Here is a 19,254-nt window from a genome sequence, read left to right as displayed (position 1 = left end):
CACCTCCTCAAATAGATTTGTAAGCGTTTTCTAAAAACCTTGCAGACTCCTCCACATTCGTTGACAGCTTCACATCTTTGTTAAATTGTTCGTTAAATTGATGTAAGCATTCCGTTACTTGAGGAGCATGCATCGTCAATTGATGAAGGTGTTCAATTTTGGAAAACACTTCATTTGGTGGCCCAAACATTTGAATCTGCCCTTCACTTAAAACGAGAACCTTATCACAGTACTCTGCAATTCTTTCAACTTCGTGGTCAATAATAATCCCTGTCATACCACGTTCCTTAAGGGACTTCAGGACATCATAAACTTCATTTTTCCCCTTTGGATCTAACATGGAAGTCGGCTCATCCATAATTAGAATTGTCGGATTCATCGCAAGTACGGAAGCGATAGCCAGCCGTTGCTGTTGTCCTCCAGATAAAGCAAGAGGACTTCGCTTTTCAAAACCAGTTAACCCTACCTGTTTAAGTGCGTCTTTAATTCTTCCTTCCATTTGTTCTCTTGGCACGCCTAAGTTGCCAATTCCAAAAGCAACCTCCTCTTCTACAGTCATTTGACTCAGTTGATTTTCTGGTTCTTGAAACACAAAACCTACGTGTTCTGACATTTTAGCAACATTGCCTTCGTTAACGTCCATTCCTTTCACAAAAACCTCACCTACTAAATCACCTTGAATTACCTGAGGTACTAACCCATTAATACACATAGCCAGTGTGGATTTCCCTGCGCCCGTAGGACCAATAATGCCAAGGATTTCTCCATAATCTACTGAAAAGTTAATGTCTTTTAAAGCACTCTCTTTTGTATCTGGATACTGAAAATTGAGTCCGTAGACTTCAATAGCTTTCCGATTATTAAGCATCTGCCATACCTCCTACAAACCCTTGAACTCGTTTAATGACAAACTTAGCAATCATTAATGCAAATACAGCCCATGTACCGATTAAAGAATAAGTGAGTAAACCATTTGTAGTGAGATTGAATGATCCACTTAAGAAAATCTGCAAGTAAATTTCAAATGTTAAGAACACAACAATACCCAGTAGAAATGCATAGTCTTTTGAACCAATTTTTGTATCTCTTAAACTAGTTTTCGTTCCTTCACGACTAAAGGCTCTGCACTCTAGTACGTAGGAAAGTTGATGAACTTTCATAAATGTGATAATGAATAGTGGGGCAAAAATAGGGATTAAATTTTTCACACGTTGGATTAAGCTTCCTTTAACATCTAAGCATCTAGCCTGTTGAGCTTCCATTACAATTTTGGCTTCTCTAGCTATGATGGGAATGATTTGAAAAGTTGAAAGCAAAATAAAAGCAAAGGAATGAGGGACCTTCCATTTCACTAAAGCGGAAGCCATGTCAGAGGGGTGGGTACTCATGACGAATAAAACAGCAGCCGTACCAATGACTAAAATTCGAAACGACATGACACTTGCATAAACCATTGATTCATATTTAAAAGTTAGACCTCCAAAGATTTCAAAGACAGGAGTGACACCTATTGGATTATATATTCCGTGTACAGTCATGATCAATACAGCAAACAAAAGTAAAAACTGCATGGAAATTAAGTAAGGCTTTACTAGCTTAGCTGCCACTACTAACGGAAAGAGAGAAGCCAGAAATAGTAATTGGAGAGCAGGATCATTTAAAATAAAAGAACTGAGAACAACAAAAGCAACAAAGATCATCTTGGTTCGTGGATCCAAATTATGAATGAAGCTGTCTTTTGGCATGTATAAACTGTTCACACAATTTCCTCCTTTATGACCCTTTATTTAAAGGGATATTTTCAAGTGAAACTCTGCTCGTAGATTCTCGTTTAATTAACGTTGGTTGAAAAGTAACAGTTTCTTTAAAATTCTTACCTTTTCTTGAAATTTGCACGGCTAGTTCCACAGTTTTTTCAGCCATGTCCTGAATAGGCGTACGAATCGTTGTTAGTGTAGGATAGACGATTTCAGCAAACTGAGAATCATCAAATCCGATAACAGATAAATTTTCAGGAATGGAGAGGTTGAACTCTCTGGCTGCCTTATATATACCAACAGCAATTGCGTCGTTTCCAGCAAAAATTGCCGTAGGCCTTTCTTTAAGTGATAACAACTCCTTTCCTTTGTCGTAACCACTATGAATCTTAAATTCATCAAGTCTAGTAAGTTTCTTATCCATCTTTAGACCATAGTCTTCTAGAGCTTGACTATACCCTTTCAACCGCTCTGTAGTCGAATAAGAATTCTGCCGTCCGCCTATAAAACCAATTCTTTGATGCCCTAAGTCTAAAAGGTGTTTAGTAGCCTCGTACCCCCCCTCGAAATTATTGACTATCACCTCATCAATTTGCACGTCACTAACCCGACTTCCTAAGCTGATAAAGGCCAAATCAGAGCGGGCTTTCATCACTTCCTTAATATTTCGGTCATTCATCTCAGGAGTAGAAAAAATCACACCATCTACACCTTTTCGAATCAGGAAGTTAAGATATTCAGCTTCTTTATCTAAATCATTATCCGTATTACAGAGGATTACATTAAAGCCATACTTATTCGCTTGGTCCTCAATAGCTCTGGTTAATTCTCCATAAAAAATGTTTTTAATATCCGGTATAATTAATCCAAATGTAGAGGTTTGCTTTTTAATCATAGCAGTAGCTACCATATTCTTTTGAAACTTGAGTTTTTCCACCGCTTTATTGACTTTCTCTTTAACTTCCATGCTTGTATAACCACTATTATTTAGTACTCGAGATACTGTTGATATGGAGACTTTAGCTTCTTTTGCTACATCTTTGATCGTAACCATTTTTATCACTTCCTTTTTTGTGGAAACGTTTCCCTGAATATATTAAAACAATTTTTATAATCTATCCAATCTATCGGAATTACAAGAAAACACCTAACAATTAATAGTTTAATTATATAATTCAATTAAATTTAATTGCAACACTTTTCTGAATATAACAAAAATAGCCTAATTCCATCCTTGAATTATCAGAAAACGTTTCCATAAAGTATTAAAGGAGTTGTTAGTTAAAGAGCTTACATTTACAAAACCAATTTCTATAACTTGATGAGGCTCTATAAGAGCTAAGATCTGTTCTTACATGTTAGTTGCCCATCGAGAAAATATATCTCCACTAATTTTTTCTCTAATCAATCCATCAGTTAAAATTCATCTGTTTAGATTAATTTTCGCCACTTACTTTAAACCATATAAACTTCATTTTATTGCTCTCTTCTAGTCTTCAAAAAACTTACGGGCCAAAGTTCATAGGGAACTGTGACCCCTTGGAGTGTTAGAATTGATTTTATACATATGCTCATATACAATATTTAGTAAGTATTTGGGACATCATTCTTCAAATTTTCATTTGTTGAATTGATGTTCTTTTTTTACGCTGATATTTTCTTTTCTTTGTTTTTTTTAGTATTAGTCATACCTATTTTTTCTCGTATATCCTTGGCATTAGGTAAAAAGCGAACAGGGAATGATTTTAATATCACCCATACAATCCATAGAGTCAGTACTTTGTCTGCTACTGTACCTGGGATGTTAGCAATAAATGCTGCATTAAAAATTTCCTGTCCAGAAGCAATCATCCCAGCAGTAAGTACGTCTACCGTATGTCCAGAAAATCCTCCAAAGGCATATACGGAAATAACGGTTGATAGGACAGAAGCCAGCAAACCGACAATGGCTCCAGCCGCAAGAACCTTCCAAGTCTTCTTGAACCAGCCTTTTTTATAAAAAAAGTAAGCTAAAAAGGCAACAAACATACCTACCAGTGCAAAGGGCAAATACGTCCATCGAACAATTAAAGCAAGTATTACATTCGTCATTAAAGCAGTGGCAGCGCCCCAAACAGGACCAAGTACAATAGCATTTAAAACGGTTCCAATATTATTTAGAAACAACGGCAGTTTCAGCATCTCAACAATAGAGTTGGCTACCCAATTTAAAGCAATACCAGCAGGAATCATGGCAATAATAAAACTTGAATGCTTTTTCATCTACGTTTTTCCCTCCTAATTATTAAATTCTATAAATTTATCCGTTCATTGCCCTCCTTTCCTTCAATTCCCGAATTATAAAAACGTTTCCACATAGACATAAAAATAATTCCATTTCCTATATAGAAACGTTTTCTTAATTTATTATTATACATAATCGCGTTTTTAATTTCAATAATATTTTGAATATAACAAAAATTCAATTGCTAATTCATTCTATCAGCTATAGTTGGCTGCCAACGCCACAATTATCAGAAGATACAAAATAGCAAACTCAATGAAATGAAGACTTTACAGCAACATATTGATCGTGATTAACCAACACTTTCCTAAGAAACTCTTAATTTCAGAAATGGAGTAGCTGGACTGGATCCATACGAGAATTATATAAATAACAGGAAGCAAAGTAAAAAGTATTTTTTTCATGAATTTGACTTTCCTTCCTTACATATTCTTACTCTCATTTTGGAAAAGGAATATATGTTTTATACTAAAAAAAAGAATCTTGCAAACTAGCTGCAAGATTCTTCTCATATTATACTGTGCTATATCTCCGCTTGATCATAGGCACGACAAATGTCAGCAGGCTGATAATCAGCAGGGTCAGTGAAATCGGCTCTGTAACAAATACGGAATAATCTCCATTAGATGCCGTCAGCGCCTGGCGCAGCGACTGTTCCATCATTCCGCCTAGTATAAAAGCTAAGATAAACGGTGCGGCCGGGAATGAGGTTAATCTCATCAAGTAACCAACTACGCCGAAGAATAACAGGACGTACAAGTGAAACACGTTGAAACTGACGGAATAAACACCAATTAAGCTGAAAATGATAACGAGCGAAATCAAAAGAGGACGCGGAATTTTTAACAGCTTTGAAATATATGGAATCAGCGGCAGGTTCAAGACGAGTAAAATAATATTTCCGATATACATACTCGCAATAATACCCCAGAATATATCAGGATGATCCTGTACGAGCAGAGGTCCCGGCTGGATACCCATTACTAAAAAGGCGCCAAGCATAACAGCTGTTGTACCTGAGCCCGGAATCCCAAGACTTAATAGTGGAACGAATGCACCACTCGTGGCTGCATTGTTGGCGGTTTCAGGACCAGATAAGCCGCGCACGGACCCTTTTCCGAATTCTTCAGGTTTCTTGGCAATTTTTTTCTCAGTAATGTATCCGATAAAGGAGGCGATCGTTGCTCCGGCGCCCGGAAGAACCCCCAGTAGGAATCCTAAGAACGACTGTCGTGACATGGGGCCGCGCATTTCCTTCAGGTCTTCTTTACTCAGCTTTGTGCTTCCTACATTCGCTTTATCCGTAAGCGATGTATCTTTGCGATTGATAATTAGAAAGCATACTTCCGCAAGCGCGAACAACCCCAGGGCGATGACAAGAAAGTCGATGCCTTCTAGTAAATTCGGATTATTAAACGTAAACCTCGGGGTCCCGGTTTGGCCGTCAATTCCTATGGTGACCACCATGAACCCGAGAGTAGCTGAGATTAAGGCTTTAATGGTGGAACCTTCCGACAAGCTTGAGATTGCCGTCAGCCCCATAAACATTAAGGCGAAATATTCGGGAGGCCCAAAGGTTACGGCAACCTGGGCTAACGCCGGGGCGAAAAGCATAAGCAATACCACCGAAACCGTCCCTCCGACGAAGGAGGAGACGGCCGCAATGGCCAGGGCTTTTCCTGCCTCTCCGCGCTGGGCCATCGGGTAGCCGTCAAATGCCGTGGCTACAGTTCCTGAAATGCCGGGCGCATTTAATAAAATGGAAGAGGTCGAACCTCCAAATACGGCCCCGTAATACACCCCGGCCATCATAACGAGGGCAGTAGAGGGCTCCATTCCGTAAGTAATCGGGATCATAATGGCGATGGCACTGATCGGCCCTAAGCCCGGCATCATCCCGATAAAAGTACCTATAAATACACCAATAAAAACAAACAATAAACCTTCTATACTAAACGCGACTTGAAAGCCTTGCAGCAGTCCGTCCAGTCCACCCATATCATATCAACACCTTTTTAAAATGGTAGTATGCCTTGTGGCAATCTGATCTGAAGTAAATAATTAAAAACATAATATAATGCACCTGGGAAAACGATTGAGACAATCAGGCTCGTCATCCATTTTCGATAACCGAGGAAAGCTGAACAGGCGAGAATAAAAACAAAAGTCGTAATAAGAAATCCTAATATCTCAAATAGAAAAATATAAACGAAAATCATACCGCCCACTGCTGCCATGACGAGAATTTCTTTTTTCGGGACAACCCGTTTTTCTTTCTCCTCCTCCGTCTCTGACGACTTATCAAAAAACAACGCGACAGCCAGTACGAGTAATACGTAACCGAGTACTTTTGGAACTAAGTCTGAATCTACAGGTACGTATGGGTACTCCTTTAAGTTGTAGCTTAAATATAAGTAGCCTGCCGCTATCGCAATAAGAATGAGACTTACTTTTTGATGTAATGTTTTAATCATTTTTATCACCTCTTTTTATTCTGCTAATCCCATTTCATCTAATAAACCGCGGAGCTCTTCATTTTGCTCATCCAAGTATTCCTGATACTCTTCACTTGTCATATACATTTCTTCCCAGCCATACTTATCCCGGATTTCCTTGAATGATTCTGAATCGCTCACTTCTTTAAATTTCTCCTCATAATATTTGACTTGTCCTTCATCCATATCTTTAGGACCGAAGAAACCTCTCCAGTTGGTAAATGTTGCGTCAATTCCTTGTTCTTTTGCTGTTTTGAATTCAGAGAGGACTTCCCCTTCAAGCCGTTCCTCAGCTGTAATACCGAGCACTTTAATCTTTCCGGCACGGACCTGCTCGACCGTTTCAGCTACCCCTGTTGAGAAAACATCCGCATTGCCATTTAACACTTGCGTTAGTGCACCGCCGTCCTGAGAGGAAACGTACTTTATCTTCGTAATGTCAACACCGGCAGCTTTAGCGATCTTCACAAATTGCATATGGTCCATTGATCCTGGCGAAGAGGTACCGACCACAGTGATGTCTTTAGGATCTTCTTTCATGTCATCAAACAAATCGTTTAAATCATCCCATTTTGCATCGTCAGCTACTGCGAATGCCGCATAATCCGCAATCATGTTCGCAAGAGGAGTGAAATCCTCATAGCCTAGTTGTGATTGACCGTTTAAAGGAATAAAAACTAACGGAGGCGATCCGATGAACATGTGATGAGGGTTGCCCTGCTTACGGTCAACGTAAGCCCATCCCACTGCACCGCCGCCGCCAGGTTTATTAACGACACCAATATCTTCATCAACGATGCCTTCTTCCTCCATAACCTGACTGACACTTCGAGCTGTGGTATCCCAGCCGCCGCCGGCACCTGCTGGAGCCACCAGTTCAATCGGCTGCTCCGGCTCCCACTCGCCATCATCGGAGCTGGCGTACTGATCATTACTGCACGCCGTCAATATCGAAAGGAAAAGAATTAGTCCGAACGAAAGTAATTTCTTCATCTGCGCTTCCACCTTTTTTTAGAAAATTTAGAATTAACTCATATAATAAAGGAAATATACTTTAATGTAACCGTTTTCAAAGTTAGCTTTTTTAAAAAAGTTAAATGAATTAAATTCATAAAATTTACGAGCGGTGCTGTTGATTCTTTGTGAAAAATAAAAAATAGCCGCGATTCGCGACTATGGTTGATAAAAATATTTTCTTTCCGGCCGCCCTACTTTCCCGTACCTCATCTCAGCGACACCTTCATTAATAGAAATTAAATACTCCAAATAACGGCGGGCTGTCGTTTTTGAAGCACCCATATAATGGCTTGCCTCTTCTGCCGTTATTCCATCATCTGCATTTTCTTTCAGCAATTGCCTTACTTTCTTCAATGTCAGTTGATCAATCCCTTTTGGCACAGAAATTAATTCAGATTCATCCGCTGGTTCTCTTCCAATTAACTGGTCCACCGTTTGCTGATCAAACGTCTGCTGACTGTTCATGAGACGCTTTTTTTGTTGATAATTTTCAATGGTATGTAAAAATCGATCCATAGAAATCGGCTTAATAATATAATCAATCACCCCGTAATTTAAAGCCTTATTAATCATATCTTTTTCTGTAGCGGCGGTAATCATAATGATATCCAGTTCAGGATAGGAATCCCTTAATTGATGTAGCAGCTCAGTCCCTAATCGGTCCGGCATGTACACATCCAGTAATAAAAGATCGGGCCGATGTTGAGCCACAGCCTCCAGTGCCTCTTCAGCATTTAAAGCTTTTGCCGCTACTTCTACACCCTCTATTTCCTTTAGAAACTTCTCATGAAGATCGGCTACACGGAAATCGTCTTCCGCTACAACTACTTTAATCATTCTCCTCACTCCTTTCTATTTTGATAAAAATACAGAAAAAGTGGTCCCTGCTGATGGATTCGAAGCCACTTCAAACGTTCCACCCAGTTCCTCCACAATTTCACGCACATTGGAAAGACCGAAACCCCTTTGTTCTCCCTGCTTTGTAGAAAATCCTCTTACAAAAATATAAGGCATGACCTCTTCAGGAATCCCCGGTCCGTTATCACTTACTTCAAAAACTATTTCATGTCCAATATCAGTTGCAGAAAAAGTAACTTGTTTCTCTCTCTGTTCCTTTACAGCTTCAAAAGAGTTATCAATCAAGTTGCCTAAGATCGTCACAAGTTTGGAACGGCTGATCTGTTCTGGAATCGGACCAATTGAAGCATCTTCATCCACTATAAAATCAATTTTCAACTCTGAAGCCTTGCTAATTTTGCCCAAAAGAATCGCCTGAACGGTGTCATCTTTAATTTGACCAAGACTGTTGGATTGAGACTGAGCCGTTTGAAAGTCAGCTTCGATAAGCTGGATGGCTTCGTCGAAATTTTTCAACTGAAGCAGCCCAAGCAGTACGTACATTTTATTCGCATATTCATGAGTCTGCGAGCGGAGCCCTTCTGAATAACGCTTAATCTCCGATAAAGCTCCTACCATCTCGCGCACTTCTGATTTGTCACGGAAACTCGCCACTACTCCGACGACTTCTCCATCTTCGATAACAGGCGTACGCGTCATTATTACTACACGCTCCCCGATTGTGATTTCCTGGTCTCGTTCTTCTTTTCCAGAGCGAAGTACGCGCTCCATCTCCGAATTAGGAAAAACATCTTCGATCGGCTGCTGAGTGCCATCACCGTTCATTTCTAGAATGTGCCTCGCCGCTGCATTCATCGTAGTGAGGAGGCCATTTTTATCGATTGCAATAATACCTTCCTTAACAGACGATAAGACTGCTTCACGTTCCTGATATAGAGCTGCAATTTGGTAAGGCTCAAGTCCCATGGTATCCTTTTGAATACTTCTCGTCAGCAGGTATCCTCCCAGCCCGCCGATAACTAACACAAGAAAAGACACCCCGGCGATTTTTCCTAAAGTGTTGAAAAACGTCGTATAAATATCCTCCATTAAGAAACCGACAGAAACGATGCCAATAATTTCATTTTCTTCATTGAGGATCGGTGCCTTGCCCCTTAAGGAAGGACCAAGTGTCCCCTCGGCTTTTGATACATAATATTTCCCTTCTTCGAGAGCCCGCTCATTGTCCCCCCCAACCATTGTTTGGCCGATCAGCTCTTCATTCGGATGAGCATAACGAACACTTTCATTGTTACCCACAACAATAAATTCAGCTCCAAGCTCCTCCTGAATCTGCAAAGCCAGAGGTTGAATTTCTTTCGAAGGATTTGGGCTGTCAAACGCCTCTTTGATAGATGGAATGTAAGACACTGTCGTAGCCGTTTGCAGCGCCGTCTCACCCATATGCTCCTCCGTCTGCTCAAACTCAAAATAAGTAAAAATCCCTGACAGAATAATAATGACCGAAACAATTAAAGATAAAATCAACACCTGAATCTTCGTTTTTAACGAAACACGAAACCTGCTCCCCATCGCACAAGTCACCCCATAGAAAACGCTTCATTTCCTCTAATCTTAACATAGGATCCTAATGGTACCAGGTACAAAAATTATGCGCCAGTGTACCCGGTACACAAACTTATTTTTCTTTTTTCTCTCTGTACCCGGTACAGAACGTTAATTGTGTGGTACCAGGTACACAATTGTCTAACGCATTTTTTACCTCTTTCTTCCACATACTACATCTATGAAAGGAGGGAACAGCTATGGCAGAACAATTTGCACGAGTACGAAAAAATGCAGATGGTGATATTGTCAGCTTTCAAACTTCAAGCGGTAGAGAATTAAGCTATGAGGAGGCCGTCGCGGCTGTGGAAGATGGAACCATTCAAGGGGCAAATGTAGGAAAAGCGAGGAATGGACGACCTGTAATTCGTGGAAACGCGGATGGAGATCCTCACAATAACTTAGATAACCTTCCTGCGTTTTAAAGGTTTTATATGGTTTGTGGGTACCAGGTACAGAAAATAGAAGTGTGTGTACCTGGTACCAAAACTTATTTTTCTTTTTTCTCTGTGTACCCGGTGCCTAATAAGTATGTTCTAAAGTCTGATTCGTTTCCGCTCCGGAATGCCCTCGTTATATAGATGACACGCTACCCAGTGATTATCTTCCACCTCTTGATAAACAGGTTTATGTGTTTCACATAGTTCGTGAGCCTGAGGGCACCTTAGCCTAAATGGGCAACCTGAAGGAGGATTTGCAGGATCCGGCACGTCCCCTTTTAAAACGATTCTATCTTTTTTCTTATTTCGATCATAAGAGGGAATCGCCGAAAGGAGGGATGTTGTATAAGGGTGTAATGGATTGTTGAACAACGATTCGGTGGTGGTCATTTCCATCATTTGTCCTAAGTACATAACTCCTATACGATCACTTAAATGCTTGACCACATTAAGGTCATGGGAAATAAACACATAAGTTAATTTAAATTCTTTCTGGAGATCAATTAATAGGTTTAAGATTTGAGCCTGGATAGAAACATCAAGAGCGGAAACAGCTTCATCCAATATGATTAATTTAGGATTCATGATCAAGGCCCGCGCAATACTTATTCTCTGTCTCTGTCCTCCACTGAATTCATGAGGATGACGAGAAACCTGTTCCTTCGAAAGCCCTACTCGTTCTGCAATCTCATATACTTTGTTTAATGCTTCTTTTTTGGAATATAATTTGTGGGTCATTAATGGCTCTAATAGTAAGCTTTTAACTGTCATTCTTGGATTCAAAGAACTAAAGGGGTCTTGAAAAATCATTTGCATATCTTTGCGGTACTTTCTAAATTCCTTTTGTGTGCATCCCAGAACTTCTTCCCCATTAAAATAGACTTCACCATCAGTCGGCTCAGTTAAGCGAAGAATCGATCGTCCGGTTGTGGATTTTCCGCATCCGCTTTCACCTACGAGAGAAAAAGTCTCTTGTTCTTGAACGTCAAAACTAATTCCATCTACTGCCCGAACATGATTTTTGGTTCTTTTGATAATCCCGCCTTTAATCGGAAAATGTTTTTTCATATTCTTCACTTGCAACACTGGCTTTTTGACCTTGTTCATTGTACTCACCTCTTTCTGTATGTAACCAGCACTTACTCACCTGATCTTCAGAAACCTCTACATACGGTGGAGTTTCTTCCTTACAGAGATCCATCACATGAGGACACCTTGAGGCAAACCTGCAGCCATGTTTCTTCAATTGAGTAGGAGTCGGAACGTTACCCGGAATAGAATATAATTTTTCAGATCGATCACCCAGGGTGTGTATGGATTTTAAAAGTCCCTGGGTATAAGGGTGCTTGGGATGGCTAAATAAGCTATCAACAGAAGATTCTTCTACAACCTCTCCCGCATACATCACCGCTACCCGCTCACATGTTTCATTGATCACGCCTAGATCGTGGGTAATCATTAAAATAGAAGTATCATATTTTTCAGTGAGTTCATTCATTAGCTCTAAAATTTGCGCCTGGATCGTCACATCTAAAGCCGTGGTTGGTTCATCTGCAATTAATAGTTTAGGCTTACAAATTAATGCCATGGCTATCACCACTCTTTGACGCATTCCACCCGATAATTCGTGAGGATAGCTTTTCATAATAGACTCCGGCCTAGGAATACCGACATCCTTTAATATGCTTATAATCATCTCGCGCATTTCTTTTTTCGAATGATTGAAATGGATTTTTAAAACCTCGGATATTTGATATTCTATTGTAAAAATCGGATCTAAAGCAGTCATCGGTTCTTGAAAGATAATCGATATATCTTTCCCTCTGATCTTCATCATTTCCTTGTTGGAAAGAGTCGTAAGCTCCTGGGTTTCTTCAAATAATATTTGTCCTTCACTGACACTGAGAGAATCGGCCAATAAATTCATAATGGCAACAGAAGTCAGGCTTTTTCCGCTGCCGGATTCTCCCACTATTCCGTATTTTTGTTTTTTGGCAATCGATAAACTAAGCCGATTGACAATATTATAGTAAGATTTTTCGATTTTAACATCTATCGATAAATTATTGATTTCGAGTAGATTACTCAAGACTTTCAACTCCTTATAGACATTAAGCGCTGATAGGCTTCTGGCTGGGAGTATGCAATTTTCCCCATAATAACTGAACGTTCTGCTCCCGTAGCTGAAGGTATCTGATTTTCTTTTCCTATAATAGTTTGATAGCCCATTACAGCAAAAGCCAATGCTTCCTTAAAAGAGCTTGGCACTCCAAAATCGTCGATGGTTCTTACTTTGAGGTGCGGCATCTTTTGCTGTAATCTCTCTAAAATATAGAGATTATAGCTTCCTCCCCCGCCGATAATTACTTCATCTAAGTGGACTCCCTCCACTTCTATAAAATCACGATACCCCTTTACGATCGACTCAACAGTCCATTCACTGACGGTTGTGATAAGGTCCTCCGCAGCGATATGTGTAAAGTTTTCCATCAGTTGAGCAGCAAAGGACCGGCCAAATAATTCTCGTCCGGTCGTTTTGGGAAGAGGGCTTTGAAAATATTCATGATCCATCAATTGACTTAGCAGTTCTTTATCAATATTTCCTTTGCGAGCTAGTTCCCCCTCATGATCATAGCTCCATTTTCCATTCGTTATAGAGTGGACTACGGCATCGATAACCATATTTCCCGGCCCTGTATCGAATGATAGAGTGCTAGAAACATCTCCATTTGAAGGAATATACGTAACATTTCCTATTCCTCCGATGTTCTGTAAAGCTCGTGCTTTACCATCTCTACCGAACATTAAATAATCCAGGTAAGATACGAGGGGAGCACCCTGTCCGCCAACGGCCATGTCTGCTATTCTAAAATCTCCCACTACTGCAATACCTGTTTCTTCAGACAACACCGACAGATCACCTATCTGTAAAGTATTCTTTAATTCATAGGTTTTCTGACCTGCTAAAGGCTGATGGAAAATAGTCTGGCCATGAGAACTAATGAAGTGAATGTCTTGCGCCTTCATCTTCGCATTATGCAGTAATTGATGAACAACATCAGCAAATTTCTTCCCTAAATACATATTCATGGCTGATACTTCTTCGATCTTCGCCGTTTCTGGATCACAAATTCTCATAATAGCTTCACGGATTTCCGCGGTGTAACTTTCAGTTAGTGATTCTATAATACGAAAGGGAAGGGTTTCCTCATTTTCGACAGTTTCGACGAGAACTGCATCAATGCCGTCTAATGAAGTTCCTGACATTAAACCAATTCCATATATTTTATCCATTCATTCACCCCTCTTAAAATCACTTAAGTTTCGGATCTAAAATATCTCTTAAACTATCACCGAATAGGTTGAAGCAGAAAATTGTAAAAATGATCGCTCCCGCTGGAAATAATATCGTCCATGGGGCAAATTCCATCAGTGCTCGTCCATCGTTCAACATGACGCCCCAGGAGGGATTCGGCGGCTGAACACCCAATCCAAGAAAGCTTAAAGCAGCTTCTGTTAAAATAGCTCCTGATAAACCTAGAGTCACCTGCACGATAAACGGTGCCATAATATTAGGTGTAACATGCTTAATAATAATGTTCACAGGTGAGACGCCAATCGCCACAGCGTTTGAAATGTATTCATTTTCTTTCACACTAATGACCGTTCCGCGAACGACCCTGGTAAATACAGGCGTGAAGACGATTCCGATAGCTATCATTGTGTTCGTAAGACTTGGGCCTAGAACAGCAACGATGGTCAATGCTAAAAGAATGTCAGGAAACGCAAAGAAGACATCCATGATTCTCATTATAATTTGATCGATTTTACCTTGAAAAAAACCACTAATTAAACCAAACAGAAGACCAAATCCTGCTCCGATTCCTACAGCAATTAAGCCTACTTGCAAAGAAACCTGAGCGCCATAAACGATTCTTGAAAAGATATCCCGTCCAAACTCATCTGTACCAAAAATAAATTCTTTACTTGGTCCTTCCATAACGTGAGTTTGAGACATTTCTTCAGGTCCGTAGGGGGCAATAAGAGGAGCCAGCAATCCTATAATGATAACCATGGCTATACCAACAAAGCCGACTATCCCTACTTTATCCTTTCTCAATCGTTTGAGAAATTGCTTCATTATTACTCATCCTTTTTGTTAGAAACTTCAACTTATTTATACTTGATTCTTGGATCTAAGTAAGAATAGAGCACATCTACCAGTAAGTTAATAAACACAAAAACAAAGGCAATAAATAATACAGCTCCCTGCACAACTATAAAGTCCCTTTGATTAATTGCTGTTAATACTAACTGACCAAGCCCCGGCAATGAAAAAATCTGTTCAATGATGACCGTACCGCCAAGTAGCGTTCCCACTTGCAGACCGATAATTGTTAAAATAGGAATCATGGCATTTCGAAGGGCATGATTAAAGATCACTATTCTTTCTCTTGCCCCCTTTGCCCTGATTGTTCTAATGAAGTCCTGCCTTAATATTTCCAGAACAGATGAACGGGTCATTCTCATTACGGCGCCGGCCATTGAACTTCCTAGTACAATAGCTGGAATAATCATAATTTCTAAGTTTTGAAGTGGATTTTCAAAAAAGCCAACATATTCGATTGGAGGACTATAAGAGAATGCTAGTGATAAAACAAGAATTATTATGATCGCAAGTGCAAAATTTGGTACCGACACCCCAAGAAGCGAAATTAACCTTACGCCAAAGTCAGTATTCGTATTTCTTTTAACTGCTGCAATAATCCCTAAAGGAATGGCAATGATCCAGGAAATAAAAGCAGAAATCAATGTAAGCTCAAACGTCAACTTAAATCGGCTTAAAATGTCTGGCAGCACTTCTTGACCTGTTCGCATGGACTGGCCGAAATCTCCTGTTAACACTCCACTCATCCAATTAAAATATTGCACATACAATGGTAAATTGAGTCCGAAGTCTTCACGGAGCTGATGTAGTGATTCCGGCGTGGCATTATTGCCTAAAATCGTCATCGCTAAGTCACCTGGTACGATGCGCATGACGATAAAAATAAACACGGAGACTCCAAATAGAACCGGGATTAGCATTAAGATTCTTCGAGTTATATATGTAAGCATTCTATTTCACCCTTAAAATTAATGTTGAGTGCTGCCTAATATAGGCAGCACATCATTAAGTTATTCTTTCGTTACTTCCACAATATCTTCTGCATTATGAGCATATGGGGTGTAATCAGCTACACTTTCATTGACGGCTACATAATTTTTTGGAGAAACCAAGAACAAATTTGGGGAAAGATTGATTATTTCTTCCTGTGCTTCAACGTACATTTCCTTACGAGCCTCTTGATCACTTTCCATTTCCGCTTCTTCTACAAGCTGGTCATAGTCTCCGTCAGAGAAGTTCCAAACATTTGCTGATCCCTCTGTATGGAAAAAGTAATTAAGGGAACGATCAGGGTCTGTTCCTGATCCGTTTCGGCCAATCAGTACGTCAGCTGAAGTATCAGACCAAACATCTATATATTCTCCCCATTCAATCTGATTAATCGAAGCCTCCACACCAATTTCCGCCCACTGTTGTTGTAGAAGTTGAGCCGTATCAACCATGTCCGGGTAAGTAGAGGCCGTAGTAATTTCTGTTTCAAATCCATTCTCATAACCTGCCTCTGCTAAAAGCTCCTTAGCTTTTTCAATATCGCGGTTATAAAGCTCTGCCTCCGTTACATCTATTGGCCATTCTCCCATAGAAGGAGCCACGGGCCCTGACTGCTCAGCATCTCCATCCCATACAATCTCCGTAACTTTATCGCGATCAGTAGCTAAGCTTAGAGCCTGACGAACTTTTTCATCATTAAATGGTTCTTTATCTACATTAAATCCAACGTAGCTGTACTCAAGAGACTGATAATCGATCACTTCGACGTTCTCCTGATCCTCAAGCAGCGAGGAAGATTTAGCCCCTACGGTAGTCATATCCACTTCACCTGTACGGATCGCTGATAACCTGGATGCCTCTTCTTTCATTGTGTAGTAGCTTACAGTGTCCAGTTTAGGCTGTCCTTCAATATAGTAATCTTCATTCTTCTCAAGAGTAACTTTACTATCAGGTACCCATTCTACGAATGTAAAAGGTCCTGTTCCTTCAGCCACCTGTTGAAGATCTCCATCATTTTCTTCCACTAGTTCTTCAGGTACGATAGCTGCACTTGCATTGGTTAGATTATTTAGGAAAGAAGCGGATGGCTCAGATAAATTAAATTGAACAGTATAGTCATCTACGACTTCGATCGAATCCACCATATTAAAATAGGAAGCAATGTGTGAAGCCGTTTCTTCGTCTAAAATACGTTCAAAGCTGTACTTCACATCCTCAGCCGTCATTTCCCTGCCATTATGAAATTGGACACCCTCTACTAGATTAAAAACATAAGTATCATCATTCGGCTGATCCCAGCTTTCAGCAAGCTGACCTTCTATTTCCATATTCTCATCTAGGCTGACAAGGCCTTCATAAATTTTCGAATAAATGCGAACGGAAGAATGGGCAGGTGTCTTATGAGGATCAAGTCCCGCCGGCTCCTGATCATTCGCGATCTTCAGTTCCTGTGCAGCACCCTTACTAGTATCCTCCCCCTCATCACCTGCATCACTTTCTTCTGAACAAGCTGACATGATCAGGGAAAGAACTAACACCAACAAAAGCAAACTCCATTTCTTAAGCATAAAACCTCTCCTTTTTTATGTAAGATGTAATCATTTGAATTGCTTTTTTTCTGAAGTCATTAAGATTTTTCGGATATGAAACATTTAAACGATTGGTTAGAATTCCTACAGAAAGCCGCTGTTCGGGGTCCACAAAAAGCATTGTACCCGTAAATCCTGTATGGCCCGCACCGAATAAAAACGGCTCAGAAACCTGCCATCCCAACCCTCTGCCAGGTGCCTGTTCCTTTAAAGACTCTTGAAGCAAATGTTGATCGATTCCTTTATTCAGATCATCATCCAGCACATACAGTTCTCCTAACGAAACAAGATCTCTAACATTTGAAAACAAACCGGCATGGCCGGATTCTCCATTAAAAAAGTAATAAGTATTCCCATCATTCACCTCTCCGGCAATCGGGAATTTTACATCCCTAAATCCATTAAAGGTAAAATGGCGCTCCTTCACCATCTTCATTTCTATTTGATTCCCAAATTCTGTTTCAGCAATCGACTCCCCAGTGGAAGGCGCATAACTTAACGAATTTAAGTGATAAGGCTTTGAAATTTGTTTGGAAACTATGGTAGATAAGGTTGCTTGATAATGATTTTTCAACACTTCTCCTAGGAGAATGAAGTTTAAGTCACTATATAAGACTGAATTCTGTGAAGTATGTAGAAGATTTATGCTATTTAATATGTTCCACATGTTCTTATCTGGAAGATGGGAGTAAAAGGGGTACCAGCTGATTAAACCGGTCGTATGAGTAAGCAGTTGACGAATCGTTATGGGGGAGAGGACAGAGTGATCTGAAGATGCTGGAAGACATTCCCCTAATGAAGTTGATAGTGTTAATTTCTTATTGGAAATGAGTTGAAGAATTAATGTAGTAGTTACCACTTTTGTTAAACTGGCTAAATCAAAGATGGTATCTTTGCGGCAGATTTCATTGCGCTGATTACTTACTTTTCCGTAGGACTTATGATAAAGCACCTCTCCGTCTAAAGTGACACAACATGTAATACATGAAAAGTACTCCTTTTGAAGATGTTTGTTAAACAACGAGTTTAGTTCATCATTCAAAATTTTTTCCCTCCTTTCTAATTAAGTTCTTTTGCGTAGAACTGCCCTCGTTTCATCCAGCATTCGAACAGATTCTTCAAAATTAATGGAAGCAAGGGCTGTAAACAAAACGTCTATGATATTTAACTGTGCGATTCTCGAAGCTGTGGCGCCACTGCGAATATTTTTTTCAATAGGAGAAGCGTATAAATTAACATCGGCCAACTTCTGCACAACATTCTTTCCATAGCCTGTAATGGAAATAGTCTGTGCCTTCCGTTCTTTCACAACTTTCATTGTATCGACGATTTCTTTTGTTTTTCCTGAGTAAGAAATCGCCAGCACTACATCATTTTCGGTTAAATGGACAGCTGAAGTTAATTGTGAATGACCATCCGTAAATGCTTCACACCACTTATTAATCCGCTTGCACTTTTGTTCGAAATCCAGTGCCACTATAGCAGAAGCTCCGACACCAATAACTGCAATCCTTCGGGCACCATTTAATGCAAAGACAGCTTTCTCCATTTGATCCTCATCAATTAATGAATGAGTCAACTTAATCGAACGCATGTTATTATTGGAAACAAGCTGTATAATGTCCGTCAAATTGGCATCCGCTGAAATATCCTCATACCGATCTTTGTACTCTTTATCCCCATTTAATGATGCAGAAATATTCAACTTTAATTCCGTGTAACCCTTTAAACTCAGTGAACGGCACATTCTAATTATCGTGGCTTCACTCGTAGCCGTTTCTTCAGAAAGCTTCGCTATTGGCATCCCTAACACTTTAAAAGGATTTTCAAGAATATACTCTGCTACCTTTTGTTCTGCACGGCGCAAGTCTTGATAACACTGGCGTAATTGTTCAAGCGTATTTGACAAATCAATCATCCCCAAAAGAAGCAAAACTTCATAAAAATTAGTTAACATTGTAGTTTAATTACATACTAGGCTCATCATACTTATATGTCAATAAAAAATTGACAATTTTCTGAATTTTTTATATAGAATTTAACTAAAAAAT

At 39.8% G+C, this 19,254-nt stretch carries 18 protein-coding genes; 1 reads left to right on the top strand and 17 read right to left on the bottom strand.

The genetic code is table 11. The features are described from left to right. Positions 1-7: 7 nt before the first annotated feature. The 9 genes from LF822_RS13305 to LF822_RS13265 form a co-directional block, all read right to left on the bottom strand. A complete protein-coding gene (locus LF822_RS13305) occupies positions 8-868 on the bottom strand; it encodes an energy-coupling factor ABC transporter ATP-binding protein (protein WP_253924553.1) in 861 nt (286 codons plus the stop codon). Further along, entirely contained in the window at positions 861-1,760 is a 900-nt protein-coding gene (locus LF822_RS13300) for an energy-coupling factor transporter transmembrane component T family protein (RefSeq protein ID WP_253924552.1), read from the bottom strand. Before LF822_RS13300 ends, LF822_RS13305 begins: the two co-directional genes overlap by 8 nt. 13 nt (positions 1,761-1,773) lie before the next feature. Next, on the bottom strand, positions 1,774-2,811 hold the full coding sequence (locus tag LF822_RS13295; protein ID WP_253924551.1) for a LacI family DNA-binding transcriptional regulator: 1,038 nt from the start codon (positions 2,809-2,811) through the stop codon (positions 1,774-1,776). Between the two features lie 590 nt (positions 2,812-3,401). Further along, positions 3,402-4,019 (bottom strand): hypothetical protein, encoded by a 618-nt coding sequence (locus tag LF822_RS13290; RefSeq protein ID WP_253924550.1) that lies wholly within the window; start codon positions 4,017-4,019, stop codon positions 3,402-3,404. A 535-nt stretch (positions 4,020-4,554) separates the two neighbouring features. Beyond that, positions 4,555-6,039 (bottom strand): tripartite tricarboxylate transporter permease, encoded by a 1,485-nt coding sequence (locus tag LF822_RS13285; RefSeq protein WP_253924549.1) that lies wholly within the window; start codon positions 6,037-6,039, stop codon positions 4,555-4,557. Positions 6,040-6,056: 17 nt separating this feature from the next. After that, complete coding sequence (locus LF822_RS13280; protein ID WP_253924548.1) at positions 6,057-6,515, bottom strand: tripartite tricarboxylate transporter TctB family protein; 459 nt, start codon at positions 6,513-6,515, stop codon at positions 6,057-6,059. Positions 6,516-6,530: 15 nt separating this feature from the next. Next, positions 6,531-7,529: a tripartite tricarboxylate transporter substrate binding protein gene (locus LF822_RS13275; protein WP_253924547.1), complete on the bottom strand. Its 999-nt coding sequence runs from the start codon at positions 7,527-7,529 to the stop codon at positions 6,531-6,533. A gap of 180 nt (positions 7,530-7,709) precedes the next feature. Further along, on the bottom strand, positions 7,710-8,390 hold the full coding sequence (locus tag LF822_RS13270; protein ID WP_253924546.1) for a response regulator: 681 nt from the start codon (positions 8,388-8,390) through the stop codon (positions 7,710-7,712). Positions 8,391-8,405: 15 nt separating this feature from the next. After that, entirely contained in the window at positions 8,406-9,983 is a 1,578-nt protein-coding gene (locus tag LF822_RS13265) for an ATP-binding protein (RefSeq protein ID WP_253924545.1), read from the bottom strand. Between the two features lie 233 nt (positions 9,984-10,216). On the opposite strand from LF822_RS13265, the gene LF822_RS13260 reads away from it, so the two are divergent. Beyond that, the gene (locus LF822_RS13260) at positions 10,217-10,441 is read left to right on the top strand and encodes a DUF3892 domain-containing protein (protein WP_253924544.1); all 225 of its coding nucleotides are present in this window, start codon (positions 10,217-10,219) and stop codon (positions 10,439-10,441) included. Positions 10,442-10,552: 111 nt separating this feature from the next. On the opposite strand, the gene LF822_RS13255 is transcribed toward LF822_RS13260, so the two are convergent. Genes LF822_RS13255 through LF822_RS13220 form a run of 8 tightly spaced genes read right to left on the bottom strand, consistent with a single transcriptional unit; the run spans position 10,553 to position 19,112 of the window. After that, positions 10,553-11,563 carry an ABC transporter ATP-binding protein gene (locus tag LF822_RS13255; protein ID WP_253924543.1) on the bottom strand — a complete coding sequence of 337 codons (1,011 nt, stop codon included), beginning with the start codon at positions 11,561-11,563 and terminating at the stop codon, positions 10,553-10,555. Then, entirely contained in the window at positions 11,502-12,545 is a 1,044-nt protein-coding gene (locus LF822_RS13250) for an ABC transporter ATP-binding protein (protein ID WP_253924542.1), read from the bottom strand. Before LF822_RS13250 ends, LF822_RS13255 begins: the two co-directional genes overlap by 62 nt. 5 nt (positions 12,546-12,550) lie before the next feature. Further along, positions 12,551-13,750, bottom strand: coding sequence for an anhydro-N-acetylmuramic acid kinase (locus LF822_RS13245; RefSeq protein WP_253924541.1), 1,200 nt, complete (start codon positions 13,748-13,750; stop codon positions 12,551-12,553). A gap of 19 nt (positions 13,751-13,769) precedes the next feature. Beyond that, complete coding sequence (locus LF822_RS13240; protein WP_253924540.1) at positions 13,770-14,597, bottom strand: ABC transporter permease; 828 nt, start codon at positions 14,595-14,597, stop codon at positions 13,770-13,772. A gap of 32 nt (positions 14,598-14,629) precedes the next feature. After that, positions 14,630-15,574 (bottom strand): ABC transporter permease, encoded by a 945-nt coding sequence (locus LF822_RS13235; RefSeq protein ID WP_253924539.1) that lies wholly within the window; start codon positions 15,572-15,574, stop codon positions 14,630-14,632. A gap of 60 nt (positions 15,575-15,634) precedes the next feature. After that, positions 15,635-17,182, bottom strand: coding sequence for an ABC transporter substrate-binding protein (locus LF822_RS13230; protein ID WP_253924538.1), 1,548 nt, complete (start codon positions 17,180-17,182; stop codon positions 15,635-15,637). Beyond that, positions 17,175-18,245 carry a serine hydrolase domain-containing protein gene (locus tag LF822_RS13225; protein WP_253924537.1) on the bottom strand — a complete coding sequence of 357 codons (1,071 nt, stop codon included), beginning with the start codon at positions 18,243-18,245 and terminating at the stop codon, positions 17,175-17,177. Before LF822_RS13225 ends, LF822_RS13230 begins: the two co-directional genes overlap by 8 nt. 21 nt (positions 18,246-18,266) lie before the next feature. Beyond that, positions 18,267-19,112: a MurR/RpiR family transcriptional regulator gene (locus tag LF822_RS13220; protein WP_253924536.1), complete on the bottom strand. Its 846-nt coding sequence runs from the start codon at positions 19,110-19,112 to the stop codon at positions 18,267-18,269. Positions 19,113-19,254: the final 142 nt, after the last annotated feature.

This window comes from Halobacillus sp. A5 (assembly GCF_024189315.1).
Classification (GTDB): domain Bacteria; phylum Bacillota; class Bacilli; order Bacillales; family Halobacillaceae; genus Halobacillus_A.
The sequence above is the reverse complement of the archived record's forward strand: the minus strand, read 5'-3'. Positions and strand labels throughout refer to the sequence as shown.

Bases quoted from the DNA above. Each gene is read 5' to 3' on its own strand.
- LF822_RS13305 (WP_253924553.1), bottom strand. From the start codon at position 868: ATGCTTAATAATCGGAAAGCTATTGAAGTCTACGGACTCAATTTTCAG.
- LF822_RS13295 (WP_253924551.1), bottom strand. From the start codon at position 2,811: ATGGTTACGATCAAAGATGTAGCAAAAGAAGCTAAAGTCTCCATATCA.
- LF822_RS13290 (WP_253924550.1), bottom strand. From the start codon at position 4,019: ATGAAAAAGCATTCAAGTTTTATTATTGCCATGATTCCTGCTGGTATT.
- LF822_RS13285 (WP_253924549.1), bottom strand. From the start codon at position 6,039: ATGGGTGGACTGGACGGACTGCTGCAAGGCTTTCAAGTCGCGTTTAGT.
- LF822_RS13280 (WP_253924548.1), bottom strand. From the start codon at position 6,515: ATGATTAAAACATTACATCAAAAAGTAAGTCTCATTCTTATTGCGATA.
- LF822_RS13275 (WP_253924547.1), bottom strand. From the start codon at position 7,529: ATGAAGAAATTACTTTCGTTCGGACTAATTCTTTTCCTTTCGATATTG.
- LF822_RS13270 (WP_253924546.1), bottom strand. From the start codon at position 8,390: ATGATTAAAGTAGTTGTAGCGGAAGACGATTTCCGTGTAGCCGATCTT.
- LF822_RS13265 (WP_253924545.1), bottom strand. From the start codon at position 9,983: ATGGGGAGCAGGTTTCGTGTTTCGTTAAAAACGAAGATTCAGGTGTTG.
- LF822_RS13260 (WP_253924544.1), top strand. From the start codon at position 10,217: ATGGCAGAACAATTTGCACGAGTACGAAAAAATGCAGATGGTGATATT.
- LF822_RS13255 (WP_253924543.1), bottom strand. From the start codon at position 11,563: ATGAACAAGGTCAAAAAGCCAGTGTTGCAAGTGAAGAATATGAAAAAA.
- LF822_RS13245 (WP_253924541.1), bottom strand. From the start codon at position 13,750: ATGGATAAAATATATGGAATTGGTTTAATGTCAGGAACTTCATTAGAC.
- LF822_RS13240 (WP_253924540.1), bottom strand. From the start codon at position 14,597: ATGAAGCAATTTCTCAAACGATTGAGAAAGGATAAAGTAGGGATAGTC.
- LF822_RS13235 (WP_253924539.1), bottom strand. From the start codon at position 15,574: ATGCTTACATATATAACTCGAAGAATCTTAATGCTAATCCCGGTTCTA.
- LF822_RS13230 (WP_253924538.1), bottom strand. From the start codon at position 17,182: ATGCTTAAGAAATGGAGTTTGCTTTTGTTGGTGTTAGTTCTTTCCCTG.